10 protein-coding genes are annotated in these 20,395 nt (G+C 67.4%); 6 read left to right on the top strand and 4 right to left on the bottom strand.

The features are described 5' to 3' along the window. Entirely contained in the window at positions 1-1,314 is a 1,314-nt protein-coding gene (locus B4A72_RS00935; RefSeq protein WP_292952832.1) for a TRAP transporter large permease, read from the top strand. A gap of 90 nt (positions 1,315-1,404) precedes the next feature. Then, the gene (locus B4A72_RS00930) at positions 1,405-9,906 is read left to right on the top strand and encodes a GH36-type glycosyl hydrolase domain-containing protein (RefSeq protein WP_292977963.1); all 8,502 of its coding nucleotides are present in this window, start codon (positions 1,405-1,407) and stop codon (positions 9,904-9,906) included. Between the two features lie 174 nt (positions 9,907-10,080). Here the strand turns inward: B4A72_RS00930 and B4A72_RS00925 are convergent, their stop codons facing one another. Continuing rightward, the gene (locus tag B4A72_RS00925; RefSeq protein ID WP_292952826.1) at positions 10,081-11,370 is read right to left on the bottom strand and encodes an O-acetylhomoserine aminocarboxypropyltransferase/cysteine synthase family protein; all 1,290 of its coding nucleotides are present in this window, start codon (positions 11,368-11,370) and stop codon (positions 10,081-10,083) included. Positions 11,371-11,741: 371 nt separating this feature from the next. Here B4A72_RS00925 and osmF point away from each other — a divergent pair, with 371 nt between their 5' ends. The 4 genes from osmF to B4A72_RS00905 all read left to right on the top strand — a co-directional run bounded on the left by osmF (position 11,742) and on the right by B4A72_RS00905 (position 15,497). Next, positions 11,742-12,650: a glycine betaine ABC transporter substrate-binding protein OsmF gene (gene osmF, locus B4A72_RS00920; RefSeq protein ID WP_292977962.1), complete on the top strand. Its 909-nt coding sequence runs from the start codon at positions 11,742-11,744 to the stop codon at positions 12,648-12,650. Positions 12,651-12,712: 62 nt separating this feature from the next. After that, positions 12,713-13,834: an ABC transporter permease gene (locus B4A72_RS00915; RefSeq protein WP_292977961.1), complete on the top strand. Its 1,122-nt coding sequence runs from the start codon at positions 12,713-12,715 to the stop codon at positions 13,832-13,834. Next, a complete protein-coding gene (locus B4A72_RS00910; protein ID WP_292977960.1) occupies positions 13,831-14,766 on the top strand; it encodes an ABC transporter ATP-binding protein in 936 nt (311 codons plus the stop codon). Before B4A72_RS00915 ends, B4A72_RS00910 begins: the two co-directional genes overlap by 4 nt. After that, positions 14,763-15,497, top strand: coding sequence for an ABC transporter permease (locus tag B4A72_RS00905; protein ID WP_292977959.1), 735 nt, complete (start codon positions 14,763-14,765; stop codon positions 15,495-15,497). The genes B4A72_RS00910 and B4A72_RS00905 overlap by 4 nt, the downstream gene beginning before the upstream one ends. Before the next feature lie 30 nt (positions 15,498-15,527). Here B4A72_RS00905 and B4A72_RS00900 read toward each other — a convergent pair whose 3' ends face one another. From B4A72_RS00900 to B4A72_RS00890, 3 genes are read right to left on the bottom strand one after another with little or no spacing between them, the layout of a single operon-like run. Next, on the bottom strand, positions 15,528-18,158 hold the full coding sequence (locus B4A72_RS00900; RefSeq protein ID WP_292952811.1) for an FtsX-like permease family protein: 2,631 nt from the start codon (positions 18,156-18,158) through the stop codon (positions 15,528-15,530). Positions 18,159-18,171: 13 nt separating this feature from the next. Continuing rightward, positions 18,172-19,620 carry an ABC transporter ATP-binding protein gene (locus B4A72_RS00895; RefSeq protein WP_292952808.1) on the bottom strand — a complete coding sequence of 483 codons (1,449 nt, stop codon included), beginning with the start codon at positions 19,618-19,620 and terminating at the stop codon, positions 18,172-18,174. Continuing rightward, positions 19,581-20,186 carry a hypothetical protein gene (locus B4A72_RS00890; protein WP_292952805.1) on the bottom strand — a complete coding sequence of 202 codons (606 nt, stop codon included), beginning with the start codon at positions 20,184-20,186 and terminating at the stop codon, positions 19,581-19,583. The genes B4A72_RS00895 and B4A72_RS00890 overlap by 40 nt, the downstream gene beginning before the upstream one ends. Between the last annotated feature and the right edge of the window lie 209 nt (positions 20,187-20,395).

The following is a 20,395-nucleotide window of genomic DNA, read 5'->3' as shown; positions in this document are numbered from 1 at the left end:
ATGGAAAACCTCTACATCATCATCCTGTTTCTCTTTGTCCTGTTCACGCTTCTGGGCAGCGGCGTCTGGGTCGGGCTCGCGCTCATGGGGGTCGCCTGGGTGGGCATGGAGCTGTTCACCTCGCGGCCGGTCGGCGATGTGATGCTGACCACGATCTGGACGGCCTCGTCATCCTGGACCCTCACCGCGCTGCCGCTGTTCATCTGGATGGGAGAGATCCTCTACCGGACCCGATTGTCGGAAGACATGTTCCGCGGGCTCTCGCCCTGGATGGCGGGGCTGCCGGGCGGGCTTGTCCATACCAACATCGTCGGCTGCGCGGTCTTCGCCGCGGTGTCCGGCTCATCGGCCGCGACACTGACCACCGTCGGCAAGATGTCCATCCCCGAACTGCGCAGCCGCAATTATCCGGAATCGATGGTGATCGGCACGCTGGCCGGGGCGGCGACGCTGGGCCTGATGATCCCGCCCTCGCTGACGCTGATCGTCTATGGCGTCACGATCAACGAAAGTATATCGAAGCTGTTCTTCGCGGGTGTCCTGCCAGGGCTGGTGCTGGCCCTGCTGTTCATGGCCTATGTGGCGATCCGTTCGCAAACCTCGCGCCACTGGACCCCGCGCGAGGACGCGCCGATGTCGTTTCGCGACCGCGTGGTGAATTCACGCTTCCTGCTGCCGGTCATCTGTCTGATCCTGGTGGTCATCGGCTCGATGTATCTGGGTTTCGCCACCGCGACCGAGGCCGCCGCCTTCGGCGTTCTTGGCGGCCTGACCCTTGCCGCGCTTCAGCGATCGCTGACGTGGAAAAGCTTTACCGAAAGCCTTCTGGGGGCCACGCGCACATCGGCGATGATCGCGCTGATCCTTGCGGGTGCCGCGTTCCTGTCGCTTGCCATGGGCTTTACCGGGCTGCCGCGCGGGCTGGCCAACCTGATCGCGGGCTGGAACCTGTCGCGCTTCGAACTTCTCATGGTGCTGCTGGTGTTCTATATCATCCTGGGCATGTTCCTGGACGGGATCTCCTCGGTGGTGCTGACCATGGCCGTGGTCGAGCCCATGGTCAGGGATGCCGGGATCGACATGATCTGGTTCGGCATCTTCATCGTCGTGGTCGTCGAGATGGCGCAGATCACGCCGCCGATCGGGTTCAACCTGTTCGTGCTGCAAGGCATGACGGGCCACGAGATGAGCTTCATTTCCAAGGCGGCGTTCCCGATGTTCCTGCTGATGGTTCTGATGGTCTTCGTCCTGATCCTCTTTCCCGACCTCGCCACCTGGCTGCCCGACAATATCCGATCGGCTCCACGCGGGTGAATGCCGGATGCGGCCCGTCTGCCGCGCAACCGCGATTCCGGCGCTGTTTCGGCCGCGTCTTGTGATACCGTTCCTCTGGTGTTGCCGGCCTTGAAGGGAGACTCGTCGTTGTTCAGCCGGATCAAGCCCAGTTCGTGGACCGCGGACCAGCGGTCACCCGATGGTTCGGCGCCGATCCGGGTCGAATTATGGACCGCGAAATCGCTGTTCGAAGCCGGCAGGGAACTGGCGGCGACGCGGTTTCCGGAATTCAACGATGCGCCGGCCGCCCCGATCCGGCGGCTGACCGACAATCAGGATGCGATCCGGACGAACTATCTTGATACCGTCATGGCGGCAGAACGCGACGAACTGATCACGCCGGCGGCGGAATGGCTGATCGACAATTACCACATGGTCGAAGAGAACCTGCGCCAGCTGCGCCAGGGTTTCGGACGCTCGTTCCTGCGCCATCAGCGGAAAGTGGCGCTGTCCGGGGGCGGACAGGCGCCGCGCAGTCTGCTGATCGCGTGGTATTTCGTCGCGCTGACCAATTCCGAGGTCAAGGCCGACGACCTGTCCGACTTTCTTCGCGGTTTCCAGTCGGTCTCGACGCTGGATATCGCCGAGCTATGGGCCGTCCCGACCTTTCTGCGCTATGTTCTGGTCGAAAATCTTCGCCGGATGTCCGACCGGGTGGTGACAGCGCGCCGGTACCGCAATACCGCCAACGCCATCGCCGATCTGGTCGCAAGCGATCCCGACAACATCTCGGCCATCGTCGAGGGCCGGGGCGAATTGATCTTCCGGGATACCGTCGCGGTCCAGTTGCTGTATCGCCTTCGCGAGGGCACCGCGGACGCGCAGGCGGCGCTGGCGGCGCTGGAACGGCGATGGGGCGGACAGCCGGCGCTGGAACGCGCGGTGCAGCGGGAATACGCCCAGCAATCGGCCGGCAACGTCACCGTCGGCAACGTCATCAGCAGCCTGCGCCGGATGGGGGATATCGACTGGCTGACATGGTTCGAGGGCGTCAGCCATGTCGACAGGATGCTGGTCGGGGATTCCGAATTCGTCCGCCTGGACCAGGCAACCCGCGCGGCCTATCGATCCGCGGTCGAGCGGACGGCGCGCCGATCCAGGCTGAGCGAGACCGAGGTCGCCCGGCTGGCGCTGGAGACCGCTGCCGGCGATTCCGAAGGTGCCGCCGATCGGGGCATCCTCCGGGAGCCGCGGCTGGACGGGCGCGTCGAGGTCGGGCACCTGCTGGTCGGCGAGGACCGGTTCCGGCTGCAGCGGCTGGCAGGGTGCCGCAGGACAGCCTACGAAATGCTGGGCATCTTGATACGCCGGCTTGGATGGTTGTCGCTGCAACTGCCCTTGCTGGTCCTGACCGTCCTGCTGTTGGCGGTGATGACCTGGACGATCCCCGCCGGCCTGCCCCGGTGGCAGGTCGGCTTGCTGCTGGCGCTGGCGCTGGTCCCGGCCAGCGAGACCGCGATGCAGGCCCTGGCATTTCTGGCGGCGCGATGGCTGGCGCCGCGTTGCCTTGCGGGCTATGATTTCCGGACCGGCCTTCCCGCCGAGGCGAGGACGCTGGTCGTCATCCCCTGCATGATCACCAGCATGGACGCCATCGACGAACTGGCGGACACGCTGGAATCGCATTACCTTGCCAATCCGCAGACCGAGATATTCTTCGCGCTTCTCAGCGACTGGGCCGACGCCGATGCCGAAACGCTTCCGCGTGATCAGGCGCTGCTGGATCACGCCCGCCAGCGCATCGACGCGCTGGCCGAACATTACAACCACGGCGGGGTCCGGCGCTTTTTCCTGCTGCATCGGCGCCGTCAGTGGAGTGCGACGGACCGCGTCTGGATGGGCTGGGAACGCAAGCGCGGAAAGCTGACCGAGCTGAACATGCTGCTGCGCGGTCAGACCGGGACCAGCTTTCTGGCGACCGGCCCGACCCCGCCCGAGGGGGTGCGCTATGTGGTGACGCTGGACAGTGACACCCGATTGCCACGCGACACCGTCGCGGCCCTGGCCGGCAAGATGGCCCATCCGGTCAACCTTCCGGTCAGCGACGAGAAGGGTCTGGTGATCCGGGGCCATGCGATCATGCAGCCGCGGGTCACGCCCTCCCTGACGACCGGGGCCGAAGCCTCGGTCTTCCAGCGCGCATTTTCCGCGAACCGGGGGCTTGATCCCTATGTGTTCGCCGTCTCGGATCTTTACCAGGATCTGTTCGGTCAGGGCAGCTTCACCGGCAAGGGCATCTACGACGTCGATGCGTTTCAGGCGGCGATGACCGCCCGCGTGCCCGAAAACGCCATTCTCAGCCACGACCTGCTGGAAGGCAGCCTGGCCCGCGCGGCGCTGGTATCGGATATCGAGGTGGTCGAGAATTTCCCCACCCGCTACGCGAACGAGGCAAGCCGCCAGCATCGCTGGATGCGCGGCGACTGGCAGTTGCTGCCGCTGATCGTCACGCCGGGAAACGGACTGAACGGGCTGGCGCGGTTCAAGATGCTGGACAATCTTCGCCGGTCCCTGGTCGCGCCGGGCTGGCTTGCGACCTCGGTCGCGGGCTGGCTGCTGCTGCCGGGATCGGCGGCGGCGCTGTGGCAATTGGCGCTGATCCTGCTGATGGTGCTGGTGCCGATCCTTCAGATCGATACCAACGTCCTTCGGCGCCAGTATGGCGTGTCATGGGGGTATCACATCCACCAGGTGCTGCGCGACGCCCGCATCTCGTTCACCCAGTTCGGGCTGCGGCTGACCACGGTCGCGGATCGGGCCTGGTCGACGGCGGACGCCATCTTCCGGACCTTGTGGCGGCTGGCCGTCAGCAGGCGCAACCTGCTGGAATGGACGCCATCGCAGCTGATCGGCGACAGGGACGACCCCCGGCTTGCGGCCGAATATCGCCGGATGATCGCGTCGCCCCTGATCGGCGGCGGCGCGATCCTGGCCTCTGCCGCGGTCAATCCATCCGCCCTTCCGGTCGCGGTGATTTTCGCCGCGCTGTGGATCGCCGCGCCCTGGATCACCTTTCGCGCCTCGCGGTCGCTGGAAACGGTCGACCAGTTGCAGATCTCGGCCGAGGACAAGGCCGAGTTGCGGCGCATCGCCCGCCGCATCTGGCGCTATTTCGACGAATTCGTCGACCAGACGACCAACCATCTGCCGCCCGACAATTATCAGGAACTGCCAGCCCCGAAACTGGCCGAACGCACCTCGCCGACCAATATCGGGCTGTATCTCATGTCGGTCATGTCGGCGCATGATTTCGGCTGGATCGGCCTGGACACGGCGCTGAAACGGATCGAGGCCACCATCGCCACGCTTGAACGGATGCAGCGGTTTCGCGGGCATTTCTTCAACTGGTATGACACCAGAACGCTGTCGGTGCTGCCCGCGCCCTATCTGTCTTCGGTCGACAGCGGCAATCTTGCCGGGATGCTGATCGCGCTGTCCTCCGGTCTGCGGGGCTGGGCGGCGCACGCGCCTTCGGTGCGCGTGCCCGCCACGGCGGGGCTGCGCGACACGCTGGACATCCTGCGCGCCGAGCTGGAGCTGCTGCGCGACGATCGCCGTGCGCTGCGCGACCTGCACGGCGCGATGAGCGAGGCGATCGACGGCTATGCCCGGTCGGTGGCGCACAGCCTGCCCGGATCGCTGGCCGATCCGGTCGCGGCCGGGCAGTTGATCAGCCGCGCCGCGACCATCCGGCGACTGGCGGGCGATCTGCACGCGGCGACCCCGCGCGGCGACGCGGCCGAGATCCTGGCCTGGTCCACGGCATTGGTGCGCGACACCGCCGATGTCCTGAACCCGGTCACAACCCGGCCCGAGGCGCTGGACAAGTTCGTCCTGCAGACCCGGCTTCTGGCCGAGCGGGCGCGCAACCTTGCCTTCGGGATGGATTTCAGCCTGTTCGTCGATCGCGAAAAGTCGCTGATGTCGATCGGCTATCGCACCGATGCGCAGGCGCTTGACGGCAGCCGCTATGACCTGCTGGCCTCGGAGGCGCGGCTGACCAGTTTCCTGGCCATCGCCAAGGGCGATCTGGGCAAGGAACATTGGTCGCGTCTGGGCCGGCCCTTCGCGATGGTCGGCCATCGCGGCGCGCTTCTGTCCTGGTCGGGCAGCATGTTCGAATACCTGATGCCGCCGCTGCTGCTGAAGGAACGTCAGGGCGGCATCCTCAACCTCGCCGACAAGATGGCGGTCGCGATCCAGATGGAATGGGGGCGGTCGCACGGCCTGCCCTGGGGCATCTCGGAAAGCGCGTTCAACGCCCGCGACCGGGACATGAACTATCAATATTACGCCTTCGGCGTTCCCAACCTGGCGCTGAAGCGTTCGGGCGGCGATTACGTGGTGGCGCCCTATGCCTCGATCCTGGCGGCACAGATCGACCCGCAGGCGGCGATCAGAAACCTGGCCGCGCTGCGCGAACTGGGCGCCGAGGGCCGCTTCGGGTTCTATGACGCGGTCGATTTCTCGCCACGCCGCCAGCGCGAGGGCGCCAATCACAGCGTCGTGAAGAACGTCATGGCCCATCATCACGGCATGTCGATGCTGGCGATCGGAAACGCCGTTCTCGACGGCATTCATCGCGAAAGGTTCCACGCCGATCCGGTCGTGCGCGCATCCGAATTGCTGCTGCAGGAAAAGTCGCCGCGCGACATCACGCCGGTGACGCGCGCGACCACGGCTTTCGGACCGGGGCGGGACACGCTGCTGAGCAGCGGCGATACCCTGACCGTGGTCAACGATCCGGGCCGGGCCGAACGCGAGGTGGCCCTGATGTCGACCGGCGCCTTCACCATGTTCGTGTCCTCGACCGGCGCCGGGCGCGCCATGCTGGGCAATATCGCCCTGAACCGGTGGTCCGCCGATCCGACCCGGGACGATGGCGGTATCCATCTGCTCATGCGCGACATCCAGTCGGGGGAATGGTGGTCGGCGACCCACGCCCCGTGCAGCGGGGCCGACGAACGCAGCACGGTGATCTTTTCCGATCACAAGGCCGAATTCTTCAAGACCGCCAACGCGATCGAAAGCCGGCTGGAAATCATCGCGGCGACCGAAGGCAATGCCGACGGACGCCGCCTGACCCTGCGCAACCTGTCGGGGCGCGACCGGACCATCGAGGTGACCTCGTATGGCGAGATCGTGCTGGACGATCCGGCCTCGGACCGGGCCCATCCCGCCTTTTCCAAGATGTTCGTCGAAACCGAGATCCGCGACGAGGGCGCGCTGATCATGGCGCGGCGCCGGCCCCGCGATCCGCGCGGCCAGTCGCTGTATATGGCCCATCTGGTGACCGGGCCGGATGGTGCGCTGACCCCGGCCGCCGAGGCCGAAACCGACCGGCGCGCCTTTCTTGGCCGCGGTCGCAGCCTGGCCGACGCCGCCGCGATGAAGAGCGGCGCAACCCTGTCGGGGCGCCAGGGCCATACGCTGGATCCGATCTTCGCCATTCGCAGGCATATCCGCGTGCCGGCCGGAAAATCCGCCTCGATCACCTTCTGGACGCTGATCGCCGACAGCGCCGAGGACTGCGCCCGGCTGGCCACCCATTTTACCCGCCCCGGCTGTTTCGAACACGAGTTGCGGCTGGCATGGACCTATTCGCAGGTCCAGCTGCGCCATCTCGGGGTTTCGCTGGATGAGGCGAAGCTGTACCGGCAATTCGCAAGCCTGCTGATCTGGCCCGATCTGCGTCTTGCCGCGACGCCGCAGCGGCGCCGGGACATCGGCCGGCAGAACGAATTGTGGCCGATGGGAATTTCAGGCGATGTTCCGATCCTGCTGCTGCGGATCGACAACGAGGCCGATCTTCCGATCATCCGAAATGCCATGCGCATGCATACCTTCCTGCAAAGCCGGGGCGTCTTGCATGATCTGGTGATCCTCAACGAACGCCCGACCAGCTATGCCCAGGATCTGCAGCACGGAATTCAGACCCTGGTCGATGCCGCCGTCCACGCGGCCGGCCAGTCCGGCCCCCATCATGCCCATGCCGTGCGTCGCGATCAGATAAGCCAGGGCAGCTTCGACACGCTGATATCGGCGGCGCGGATCATGCTGCACACCCGCAACGGCAAGCTTTTCGAACAATTGGCGCGGCTGCGCGAGACGCCGCCGGCTCCGGCGCGCCTTCGGGGCTGTGGCGAACGCCGGCGCGACGATCCCCGGCCAAGGCCTGCGTCCCGATCGCAGCTGGAATTCTGGAACGGATTTGGCGGGTTCGCATCCGACGGTCGCGAATATGTGCTGCGCATCACCCATGACCGGCAGACCCCCCATCCCTGGATCAACGTGATCGCGCGTGACGATTTCGGCTTCCACGTCTCGGCCGAAGGGGCGTCCTACACATGGGCGGTCAATTCTCGCGATTACCGGATCACGCCCTGGACGAACGATCCGGTCATCAATGCGCCGGGCGAGACGATCCTTGTCCACGACCCCGAGACCGGCTGCGTCGCCAGCCCCTTCCTGGCCACGTCCGAGCCGGGCGACGCGGTCTTCGAGGCGGCGCATGGTCTGGGATATTCGCGCTTTACCGCCGATTATGGCTGGGTCGTGGTCGAGGCGGTGATGACGCTGGCCCGCGACGTTCCGGCGCGGCTGACCCGGCTGCGGGTCACCAACCGGACCAGGCGACACCTGCGGCTGCGCGGCGTCGCCTATGCCCAGCTTGTCCTTGGCACCGACGCGGCGGTTGCGGGCCCGATGGTCCGGACCGGCTTTGATACCGGGCTTGCGGCCGCCATCGGGCGCAATCCCTATTCGGCGGATTTCGCCGATCGGATCACCGCGCTGGCCTGCGATCGCGAGGTGGACGCCCATTGCGGTTCCCGGACCGCCTTTCTGGGCCGCGAGGGCGCGATTTCCTATCCGGCGGCGCTGGAATCATGGCCCCGTCCTGCCGCGCAGGGCGGCGGCGGCGCGCAAGACGTCGAGGCGGCGGGCGATCCCTGCGCCGCCATCCGCTGGCCGCTGTCCGTGGCGCCGGGCGAGACCGCCGAGACCACGCTGATCCTGGCCAATGGCGACGCCGAAACGCTGCCCCGGGTGCTTGCCGCCGCGCGCAGCCCCGGCGCGTTCGATGCGGCGATGAACGCCGCGCGGGACGAATGGGACAGCGTTCTGGGAACGCTGCAGATCGACACGCCGGACGACAAGCTGAACCTGCTGGTCAACACCTGGCTTCCCTATCAGGCGCTGGCCTGCCGGATCCGGGCGCGGACCGCCTTTTACCAGGCATCGGGGGCGTTCGGGTTCCGCGACCAGTTGCAGGATACCAGCGCGCTGATCCTGCAGGATCCGTCCCTGTGTCGCAGGCAGATCCTGAACGCGGCCGGGCGCCAGTTCACCAGCGGCGATGTGCAGCATTGGTGGCTGCCCCGAACGGGCGCCGGTGTGCGCACGACGATCTCGGACGATGTGGTCTGGCTGGGCCATGTGACCGCGCTTTATATTGCCGCGACAGGGGACCGCGCGATCCTGGACGAGCCGGTGGAGTACCTTTCGGGCCCCGAACTGGAGCAGGGCGAACATGACCGCTTCTTCGTGCCCGATTCCTCCGGCCTGCGGTCCCCGCTCTATGACCATTGTGCCAGGGCGCTGGATCTGGCGGTCGCGCGCACCGGCCGCAACGGATTGCCGCTGATCCTGGGCGGCGACTGGAATGACGGCATGAACCGCGTCGGCGAGGCCGGCCAGGGCGAAAGCGTCTGGCTGGGCTGGTTCCTGTGCGCCACCATCGATGCCTTCGCGCCGCTGGCCGAGGCGCGCGGCGACGCGGCGCGTGCGGCGGCATGGTCGGCGCATCGCCAATCGGTCGCGGCGGCGCTGGACAAGGCCGGCTGGGATGGCGCCTGGTATCGGCGCGGCTATTTCGACGATGGCACGCCGCTGGGATCCGCCGACAGCGACGAATGCCGCATCGACAGCATTGCCCAAAGCTGGGCGCTGATCTCGGGCGCGGGGCGCGAGGATCGCGCGCAGCAGGGTGTCGCCCAGGCGTTGTCGCATCTGTTCGACCGCGAGGCGCGGATCATGCGGCTGTTCACGCCGGCCTTCCGCGACACGCCGCGCGAGCCGGGCTATATCAAGTCCTATCCGCCCGGCGTCCGCGAGAATGGCGGGCAATATACCCATGCGGCGGCCTGGATGGTCTATGCGCTGGCGCTGTCGGGCGACGGCAACCGCGCCCATGGGCTGTTCGACGCGCTGAACCCGATCACGCATTCGCACGACCCGAGCGCCGCCGAGGTCTATCGCGTCGAACCCTATGTCGTCGCCGCCGATGTCTACGGCGCGCGCGACAAGCTGGGTCGCGGGGGCTGGACCTGGTATACCGGATCGGCTGGCTGGATGTATCGCGCGGCGGTCGAGGGAATTCTGGGCATTGCCCGCAGGCCCGGCGGTTTCGCGGTCGATCCGCGCCTGCCCGACGAATGGCCGGGCTATGAGGCGACCCTGTGCCTTGACGGCAAGACCCGCCGCATCGCCGTCGATCGCGACGGCGAGGATGGCGAGCTGCGGATCCGTGTCGATGGCACCGGTGTCGCGGCCGGCGCAACAATCGGCTGAGCCGGCGAGGCCCGATCAGCGCCGGCAATCCGGCGCGCGCGCAAGGCCGTCGCGGCCGGCCAGCCAGCCGGGCGGCGCGGTCGGGGGCATGTCCGGCCGCCGGAACCGCCGCCTTGCGTGCCGCCGGCATCGAGTGCGACGAACGCCCCATCCTGCGCGTCGCGGTGGCCCGGTCTACGCCGTGGCGGCGGTCAGCCCCTGATCCAGGTCGGCGATGATGTCTTTCAGATCCTCGATGCCGATGGATAACCGCACCACATCCGGGTCCGCGCCTGCGCTGATCTGCTGATCCTCGCTCAGTTGGCGGTGCGTGGTCGAGGCGGGGTGGATGATCAGGCTGCGCGTGTCGCCCAGATTGGCCACATGGCTGAACAGCCTGAGGCTGTCGACCAGTCGGACGCAGGCATCATAGCCGCCCCTGACCGACATGGTAAACAGCGCCCCCGCGCCCCTGGGCACGATCCGCTGCGCCCGTTCATGCGACGGGGATGACGGAAGTCCCGCATAATTGACGCTTTCGATCCGGGGATCCCTGTCCAGCCATTCGGCCACCGCCATGGCGTTCCTCACGTGCCGTTCCATGCGCAGGCCCAGCGTCTCGATTCCCATCAGCGTGTAATGGGCGCCTTGCGGGTTCATCGTCATGCCCAGGTCGCGCAGGCCGACGGCGATCGAGTGAAAGGTGAAGGCCATCGGCCCCAGGGCCTTGTGGAATGTCAGGCCGTGATAGGCACTTTCCGGCTGCGACAGCGACGGGAACCTGTCGGACGCGGACCAGTCGAAATTGCCGGAATCGACAAGGATTCCGCCCGTCACGGTCCCGTTTCCGGTCAGATATTTCGTCGCGGAATGCACGACCAGCGTGGCCCCGTGGTCGATCGGCCGGCACAGCCAGGGCGTGGCCGTGGTGTTGTCGACGATCAGCGGAATGCCCGCCTCCTCGGCGATCCGGGCCATCGCGTCCAGATCGGTGACATAGCCGCCGGGATTGGCGATGGTTTCGCAGAACAGCGCGCGGGTCTTGTCGTCGATGGCGGCCTTGATCGCGTCCAGATCGTCGGTATCGACGAAGCTGGCGGTCCACCCGAACCGGCGGATGGACTGGCCGAACTGGGTGATGGTGCCACCATAGAGCCGCGAGGAGGCCACGATATTGCAGCCCGGCCCCATCAGCGGAAACAGCGCCATGATCTGGGCGGCATGTCCCGACGAACAGCCGACGCCGCCGACCGCGCCCTCCAGCGCGGCCACGCGCGCGACCAGGGCGGCCACGGTCGGGTTGGTCAGGCGCGAATAGATGTAGCCCTGTTCCTCGAGATTGAACAGGCGCGCCGCGTGATCGGCGTTTTTGAACACGTAGGAGGTGGTCTGATAGATGGGAACCTGCCTTGCACCCGTGGCCGGATCCGGTTCGGCCCCCGCGTGAACGGCCAATGTGTCAAAGCCAGGGGATGTATCGGTCATGAAGGGGTTTCCTGTCGGTCGCGGAACGGGGCAGGGCGCGCTGGCATTTCCGGAACCTTGTGCCGGAGAATGGCAGCGGCGGGGCCTGATTTCCCTCGATTAAAGCAAAAGCAACCGGGGGAGGCAAACGGTTTGGCGGCCGGCCGCGGGAATTGGCGTCGTCGCTGGCGCCAGCCCTGCGCGGCAAGGGAACCGGGCCCCTGTCCGGGCGTTCAATACGACACGATTCGTCGCCCTCGGCCGGTCATGCCGGCCAAGGGCCCCGCAGGAGCAGACCCGCCGACCCCGCAGCGGCCTTGAATCCGTCACGGTTTCACGTCCACGGTTTCGGCCAACCCAAGCGCAGGCAATTTTAGGGAGCCTACCTCACCATGAAAACCAATCTCGTTCTTGCGGCTGTCGGACTGGCGGGCGCGCTGGCCAGCCCCGCCTTGGCCAATATCACCGTCTCGTCGAAGATCGACACCGAGGGCGGACTTCTTGGCAATATCATCGCGCTGGCGCTGGAGGATGCGGGACTGCCGGTCGAACGGCGGCTGCAACTGGGCGGCACGCAGGTCGTGCGCGAGGCTTTGCTGGCGGGTCAGATCGACATCTATCCCGAATATACCGGCAACGCCGCCTTCTTCTTCAACGAGGCCGACAGCGATGTCTGGAAAAGCCCCGAGGCCGCCCATGCCCGCGCGGCAGAACTGGACGCGGCTGAAAACCAGGTGATCTGGCTGGACGCGGCGCCCGCCAACAACACCTGGGCCATCGCGGTGACGGGCCCGGTGGCCGAGCAGAACGGCCTGGCCACGATGACCGATTTCGGCGCCTGGGTCGCCGGCGGCGGTGACGTCAAGCTGGCCGCCTCGACCGAGTTCGTGTCATCGCCCGCGGTGCTGCCCGCGATGCAGAAGACCTATGGTTTCGAATTGTCGCCCGATCAGACGGTGATCCTGTCGGGCGGCGATACGGCTGCGACGATTCAGGCCGCGGCACGGGGCACGTCGGGCGTGAACGCGGCGATGGTCTATGGCACCGATGGCGGCGTCGGGGCGACCGGGCTTGTGGTGATGGAGGACGACAAGGGCGTGCAGCCCGTCTATCAGCCCACGCCCATCGTCCGCGAAGAGGTGCTGGGCGAATACCCGGCCATCGCGGATGTCCTGAACCCGATCTTCAGCGGCCTTGATCTGAAGACGCTGCAGGATCTGAACGGCCGCATCCAGGTCGGCGGAGAGCCTGCCGAGGCCGTGGCGCGCGATTACCTGACCCGGACCGGAGTGCTGGACTGATCCGCGCCGCGACACAGACGCGCGTCGGCTGGCCGGCGCTGTCGGCGCCGGGGCTTCTGTTCATGGTGCTTGGACTGGGCGCGTTCCTGGCGCCTTTCATGACGCTGGCGGCCAACCGTATCGTGGCCGGCGAGGGGGTTCCGATCTGGCAATCGGCCGGGCCGGGCGTGACGCTGCCGGGCCTGGCCGCGCTGTCGGCGGGGCTGGCGCTTGGCGTGCTGCAGATCCGCCCGGTCCTTCGCCTGCTGGGCGCCGCGTTGGGGCTTGCGGCGCTGCCCTGGCTTTTGTCGCAGGGCGCCGCCACGCTGCTGGCGGGCGCGGGCCAATACGCGCGCGTCTCGCCCGGTGCCGGATTCTGGTCGCTGCTGGTCATCCTGGCGCTTCTGGCGGCGGACGCGCTGAACGGCCTTTCACCGGGCCCGCTGGCACGGGCGGGCCTGCTTGCCGCGGTTCTGGCTTTGCTGGCGCTGCTGCTTGGATCGGGGGCATTGTCGGACCTGTCGGTGATGCAGGAATATGCCAGCCGGCAGGGCGCGTTCCGCGATGCGGCGCTGCGCCATCTTGGCCTTGCGTTCGGTTCGCTGGCGGCGGCGGCGGTGATCGGCCTGCCGCTGGGCCTGGCATGTTACCGTCGCGCCAGGCTGCGCGCCGCCCTGCTGCCGGTGCTGAGCTTCTTGCAGACCATCCCTTCGCTGGCGATGTTCGGGATCATGATCCCGCTGCTGGGCTGGGTCGGCGACAGCGTGCCGGGTGCGCGCGCGATGGGCATTGCCGGCATCGGCTTTGCCCCCGCGTTTCTGGCGCTTGTGCTGTATTCGCTGCTGCCCGTCGTCGCCAATACCGTCGCGGGCCTGCAAAGCACTCCGCCAGCCGCGCAAGAGGCGGCGCGCGGCATGGGCATGACGGAACGGCAGCGCCTTATTCGGATCGACCTGCCGCTTGGCCTGCCGGTCATCCTTGCCGGGATGCGGATCGTGCTGTTGCAGAATATCGGCCTTGCGGTGATCGCCGGGCTGATCGGCGGCGGCGGCTTTGGCACCTTTGTCTTCCAGGGCCTGAACCAGACCGCAACCGACCTGATTCTGCTGGGCGCGCTGCCCACCGTCGCCCTGGCGCTCGTGGCGGCGATCGTGATGGACATCCTGGTCGAACTGGCCCGACCGATACCGGAGGGCAGATCATGATCGAAATCGACCGGATCACCAAACTCTATGACGGGCGCCCGGCGGTGGATTCCGTCTCGATGACGGTCGAGGAAGCCACGATCACCGTCATCGTGGGCACGTCGGGATCCGGCAAGACCACGCTGCTGCGCATGATCAACCGGCTGGTCGAGCCCAGCTCGGGCGAGGTCCGGATCAATGGCGAGCCTACGTCCAGCCTGCACAAACACGTGCTGCGGCGGCGCATCGGCTATGCCATTCAGGGTCACGGATTGTTCCCGCATCACACCGTCGCGCGCAATATCGGCGCGGTGCCCGAATTGCTGGGCTGGCCCCGCCAGAAGATCAGCGCCCGCGTGGACGAATTGCTGAACCTGTTCTCGATGGAGCCGGCCCGGTTCCGCGACCGCTTTCCCTATGAATTGTCCGGCGGGCAGCAGCAGCGGGTGGGTGTTGCGCGGGCCCTGGCCTCGCGTCCCGATCTGATGCTGATGGACGAACCCTTCGGGGCGCTGGATCCGATCATCCGGGCGCGCGCGCAGCAGGATCTGCGCCGCATCCAGCAGGCCCTGGGATCGACCATCATGCTGGTCACGCATGACATGGAAGAGGCGATCCATCTGGGCGACAGGATCGCGGTGATGGACAAGGGCCGCCTTGTCCAGCACGGCACGCCGGCGCAGATCATCCGGCAGCCGGCGACGGATTTCGTGGCGGAAATGGTCGGCGGCGTCGAACGTCCGCTGCGCCTGCTGTCGCTGATCCCGGTCTCCGATGTGGTCGAGAACGGATCCGCCGAGGGCGAGGCCGTGGCGGTGGAGACCAGCCTGCGCGACGCGCTGGCGATCTGCCTGTGGACCGGCCGCGAGGCGCTGCCGGTGACCCGCGACGGGGCCGGCCAGCAGAGGGTCACACTGGACGCGATCCGTGCGCGGGCCGAAGGCCGGACATGAGGTGGCAGAACCTCTTGCGGGGGGCGCTGATCGCGCTGCTTCTGGCCCTGGTCCTGCGTCCGGTCTGGTTCACGCCGGTCTTCGCGCCCTTCGCGCCCGAGGGCGGGCCGGTCATCTACGATCGCTCGTCGCTGCTGTCGCTGTCGCTGAGCCATCTGGGTCTCGTGGCGCTGGCATCCACGGCGGCGACGCTGGTTTCGGTGATGCTGGCGATCCTGGTCACGCGGCCGGCGGGGGCGGCCTTCCGTCCCCTGTCGCGCACCATCACCAACATGGGCCAGACATTCCCGCCCGTCGCGGTTCTGGCGCTGGCGGTGCCCTCGCTTGGCTTCGGCGCCGGGCCGACGGTCGTGGCGCTGTTCCTTTATGGCCTGCTGCCGATCTTCGAGAACGCCATGACCGGGCTTCTGACCCTGCCGCCCGCCACGATGGAGGCCGCGCGCGGGATCGGCCTCAACCGCCGGCAACGGCTGGTCCGGGTGGAATTGCCGCTGGCGCTGCCGGTCATCCTGACGGGCATCCGGCTGTCGGTGGTCATCTCTCTTGGCACGGCCACGATCGGCTCGACCGTCGCGGCCAGGACCCTGGGCGAGGTGATCATCTCGGGGCTGCTGACGAACAACACCGCCTATGTGTTGCAGGGCGGGCTGATCGTGGGGTTGTTCGCGGTGCTGATCTATGACGCGATGGTTCAACTGGAAACCCGCCTGTCGCGGCGAACGGCGCGATAGGCGGGACCATCCGCATCGCCAGCGCCGGGTCTACCCGACACGGGTCCGCGACAGCCGGTGCCGCGCGATGCGGACGGCGGCGAATGTGGCAAGGATGCTGACGATGACGAACCCGGCCAGGGCCGTCACGGGATAGGACAGGGCATCGGGCGGCGGATCGAAGATGCCCGACAGAAGCTTGACCAGCATGTCGGCCGCGGCGACGCCGATCGCCGCGCCGATGACGGCGCCGGGAACGAGGATGATCAGCGCCTCGCTCCACAGAAATCCCGCGACCTCGGATCCCGACGCGCCGAGCGCCAAGAGAATGGCCGCCGCCCGGCGACGCTCGGCAAAGCCCAGATACAGCAGCATTCCCGTCGCCGCCGCCAGCAGCAGGACCGCGAAGGCGATCTCGACATTGGTCAGCCGGCCAAGATCGACGGCGGTCAGGCTGGAGGCGATGATGTGGAACGCGGATTGAAGATCCGAGACCTTGTAGCCCGAGGCCGGCCCCAGGGTGTTGCGGATATCGGCGGCCAGCGTTCCGGGATCGGTCTTGCCCCGGATCAGCAGAACCTCGTGGCCGGGGGTGCCGGTCTGCGCGGCGATGTAGGCCGCGTTGGCGACCAGAAAGGAATCCTTGGGTGCGGTCGGAAATTCCAGCGCGACGCCCACGAAGGTGAACGGAATCGCCTTGTATTGGTGGGTGGTGGCATCCTGAAGCCGCAGGTTCACGGTATCGCCAAGCGCGAGCTGAAAATCGTTCACGGTTTCCTGCGACACCAGAACGCCGTCCGGTGTCGCGGCCAGCGCCTTCAGCGTGGCCGCCGCATCGCGATTGGCGAAATAGGCGTCGACGATCGACGTGGCATCTGTGATCGTGGCGGGGTCGATGCCGTAGATGTCCTGCAGGTCGTTGCCGACATAGGCGAAGCGATGCTGCATCGGCACGGTCGCCGCGACGCCGGGAAGGGCCGCGACCTTTGTCACCACCGGCTCGACCGGCGTCGAGGTCGACCCGGTCACCGTCACATCCGCCCCGTTGGTCAGCAGGGCATCGACCCGGGTCTGGCCGTTATAGGTGAGGTTGAAGATCGCGATGGCGAAGGCGAAGGAAAAGGCAAGCGATACCAGCGCGATCCCGCCCGCAAGCCGCCGGTTCTGCCGCGACAGGCTGGCGGCGATGCTGGGCGCCGTGCCCGAGGCCAGACCGCTGCGGCCGATCATCGTCGCCAGGCCGCCCGAAGACCGGCCGATCAGCCACGAGGTCAGCCGGATCGTCAGCAGCACCGCCCCGGTCCAGAACAGCAGCGGCGACAGGAAGGCGGTGTAATCGACGGCGGTGGCCGTGACCCCTTCCGGAGCCAGCACGACCTGGTAGTTGGAGCTTGCCGATCGCAGGAAGATGACGGCGGCGGCGGCCAGGCAGATCACGTCCAGCCACAGCCGCTGCCACAGCGGCACCTTGCCCCTGGTGAAATAGCTCCGGCCGCCGACGATGGTCTGGTCGCGCAAGCGGGACAGGGCGGGCAGCAGACCGCAGAGAAGGGCGATCGCGAAACCGCCGAGCCCGGCCAGACCGATCCAGGCCAGGGCGGCAGGCGCCAGCGCCGCGCCGCCGAACTGGACGACCGCCAGCGCCAGGGCGGCCAGCGCGCCGAAGACAGCGGCCCCGACCGCGCCGAGCGTTTCTTCAGACGCGACGAGCCGCAGGATCGACCCCCGGTCCAGTCCGCGCATCCGCAGCAGCGCCTCGCTGCGGCCCTTGCTTTCACGGTCCGCCGACAACAGCGACACGGTCAGCAGGATCGCCAGCATCGCCGCCGGCAGGCCGAGGAACAGGAAGATGACGCGGGCATAGATCGCGTCGCCCCGCACCGCATCCAGCCGCGCGCCCAGATTGTCGCCGACCAGCGCGGCGCCCGCGATCCCGGCCTCGAAATTGCGGGCGCTGCGGGCCTCCTGGATATAGGCCTGATCGGGCTGGCGGGGCAGCGCGGCATGGGTGAACCCGGCATGGAACTGCGTGGTCGTCCGGGCCGGATCGGCCGCGAACAGGCTGGTCCACTGAGCCATCGGCAGGATGACGACGTTGTCGGGCGGGGCGGTCGGCCCGGCCCCGGCGGGGGCGCCGACGGTCTGGAACAGCGCGTCGGCATTGGGAAGTTCGACGATCCCGGCGATCGTCACCGGAACGTCGCCGCCGGCGGCCTTGACAATGATGGTGTCGCCGATCCCGGCATGCAGGTTCGCGGCCGTCTGCTGGGCCAGAAGCGGGCCGTCATAGCGGCCCAGAAGCAGGCGCATCTGTTCCGGGAAATCCGTCCGGTAGCCGGGATCCAGCCCCAGCACCTTGGCCGCCCCGGTGGTCTGGACCGTGCCGCCCGTATTCGCGCTGAGCGCCGAGACATCGCCATAGCCGACCTTCTGCACCCTGCGAAGGTCGGGCAGGGCGGCCAGCGCCGCCCCGATCCCGGCATTGTCCGTTCCGGGCCTGGGCTGGACCTGCCAGTCCACGACGACCTGCGACACCGCCCGATCGGTCATCGTCGAGGCGCTGATGACCGAGAAGACGCCGATCAGCGCGACCAGGGTGATGGCGATCGCGACGCCCGAATAGGCCAGGGCGATCTGCACGAGGCGGTGCTTGAGCACGCCTTTGATCCAAAGCGGGAACATGTCGGGCCTCCTTTCAGGCGGCATTCACCAGGCGGCCGTGATCCATGTGGAACCGGGTCGGCATGGTGGCGGCAAGAGCCGCGTCGTGGGTCGTCATCAGCAGCGCGGCATCAGCCTGGTCCAGGGCCTTCAGGACGGCCTGCATCACCGCGCGCCCTGTCGGCTGGTCAAGCTGTCCGGTCGGCTCGTCGGCCAGAATGATTTCGGGATTGGTGACGAGGGCGCGGGCAAAGGCGACCCGCTGCATCTGCCCTCCCGACAATTCGTCGGGCAGCTTGTCGGCCAGATCGGACAGATCCAGCAGGCGCAGCGCATCATCGGCGCCCGGATGCGGGCGGGCGGGAAGGAACGACGCCAATTGCAGCGGCAGTTCGACATTCTCGCGCACGGTAAGCGACGCGATCAGGCTGGGTTCCTGGAACACGACGCCGATCCGGCGGGGGCGCAGCATGTCGGGTTTGGCCGCGCCGAACCACGACAACCCGCCCGAGCTTGGCCGTTCGATCCCCGCCAGCATCTTCAGCAGAGTGGATTTGCCGCTGCCCGACGGGCCGGTGACGGCGATCCGGGCGCCCCGGTGCAGGTCCATGCTGGCATCCTCGACGGCATGGACCGGATCGCCGCCCGGATGGTAGATCCGGCTTACATGCCGCGCCTCGATCAGCGCGGCATTGTCCCCGGCGGAGGATCGCAGGGGCGCGCGCAAGGTCGGGCTGGCCGCCCGCTCTGCATCGGGCGAGACCGCCTGACCGCCATCGGGCGCGGGGCGCGCGGACAGCCGTCCGTCGCGCAGGTGCAGGACGCGCGTGGCGATGGCTTCGACCGCGCGGCTATGCGTTGCGATCAACGCCCCGCGACCGGCGCGGCTGCGTGCGACCAGCATGTCCAGGATCAGCCGTTCGGTCTGTGCATCGACCTCTGCGGTCGGCTCGTCCGCCACCAGCAGGGCCGCATCAAGCGCCAGCGCGACCGCCAGCCCCGCGCGCGCAATCTCGCCCCCCGACAGGGTGGCGGGATAGGCGGCCGCGCGGGCGTTCATGCCGACGGATTGCAGGATGGCCCCGATTTCGGGCAGCTCCGCGCCCTGTCTGCGAGACAGGGCGAAGGCGACGTTTTCGGCGACCGTCAGATGCGCGAACAGGTTGTCGCGCTGCGCCATGATGCCCAGCAACGACGACCGGATCGCCGCCTTTTCCGCCTCGGGGCGCCGGGTCATTCGGCGGCCGTCGATCTCGACCGTGCCGCCATCGGGGTCGTCCAGCCCGCACAGGCAGGACAGCAGCGTCGATTTGCCACTGCCCGAAGGACCGGTGAGGGCCACGATCTCGCCCGCGCGAACTTGCAGACTGACGCCCTTGAGCGCACGGATCTCGGCGTCGCCGACATGGTAGAACCGGAACAGGTCTTCGGCGACAAGCAGGGTCACGACGGCCACCGCAGCGATTCCGCCATCATCTTCCACGCATCGACGTTGTCGGCGCCGGCGGGGGCCGAAAAGGTGACGATTGCCTCCTGCCCGGCATGGAACAGATAGATGCGGCGGTTTTCCAGCCGGATCCGGCGGTTGGTGACCGGGTTGATCGCAGAGTTCGACAGATAGTCCAGCGCGACCGCTTCCCCGGCGGGCAGCGTCATGGCCCGGACATCGGTCACCTCGACCGCGTGCCCGCCGGCGACCAGATCGGGGACTTCGCGCTGCTGGATGGACTGCGGCGTGGGCGCCTTGTCGGCCTTGGCCGTGGCGATGTCGATCGTGCCGTATTTGTCGGCGAAGCTGACCCCCGTGGCGGTGTCGCTGCGCGACCAGCCCTCGGGCACCTGCATCGAGAAACCTGCGGGCGCGGTATAATCGATGAAGACCTGATTGTCGGGAATGTCGCCCGGCGGATTGGTCTCGGGGGCGACGGCGGTCTCGCGCGGTGCCAGCGGCGCACCCTGCGCGACGCTGCTGATCGGGATCGCCAGCGACGCCATGATGGTGCTTGCCGCAAGAACGGTCGTCACAAGGTTTTTTCGACGGTTCGTCATTCTGTTTCCTTTCTGCCGGAGCTTGCCTGGCTGCGTCCCGGTTTCTCTGCGCAACCATCTAGGACAGGTTGAAACCGCAACGATGACCGGAAACTGTAGCGGCCGATTGCCCTTTCACCGATGTTTATAGATCGCGGATCTGCGCGGGATCTGTCCGCCATATTGCAAATTTGTAAGGCCGGGCTTCTGCTCGCCGCCTGCTTTCAGGG

Origin of the sequence: Paracoccus sp. UBA5162 (assembly GCF_002413585.1) — a bacterium.
Taxonomy (GTDB): Bacteria; Pseudomonadota; Alphaproteobacteria; order Rhodobacterales; family Rhodobacteraceae; genus Paracoccus.
This window is presented reverse-complemented; position numbering and strand designations above follow the sequence as displayed.

Bases quoted from the DNA above. Each gene is read 5' to 3' on its own strand.
- osmF (WP_292977962.1), top strand. From the start codon at position 11,742: ATGAAAACCAATCTCGTTCTTGCGGCTGTCGGACTGGCGGGCGCGCTG.
- B4A72_RS00935 (WP_292952832.1), top strand. From the start codon at position 1: ATGGAAAACCTCTACATCATCATCCTGTTTCTCTTTGTCCTGTTCACG.
- B4A72_RS00890 (WP_292952805.1), bottom strand. From the start codon at position 20,186: ATGACGAACCGTCGAAAAAACCTTGTGACGACCGTTCTTGCGGCAAGC.
- B4A72_RS00905 (WP_292977959.1), top strand. From the start codon at position 14,763: ATGAGGTGGCAGAACCTCTTGCGGGGGGCGCTGATCGCGCTGCTTCTG.
- B4A72_RS00900 (WP_292952811.1), bottom strand. From the start codon at position 18,158: ATGTTCCCGCTTTGGATCAAAGGCGTGCTCAAGCACCGCCTCGTGCAG.
- B4A72_RS00915 (WP_292977961.1), top strand. From the start codon at position 12,713: ATGGTGCTTGGACTGGGCGCGTTCCTGGCGCCTTTCATGACGCTGGCG.
- B4A72_RS00910 (WP_292977960.1), top strand. From the start codon at position 13,831: ATGATCGAAATCGACCGGATCACCAAACTCTATGACGGGCGCCCGGCG.
- B4A72_RS00925 (WP_292952826.1), bottom strand. From the start codon at position 11,370: ATGACCGATACATCCCCTGGCTTTGACACATTGGCCGTTCACGCGGGG.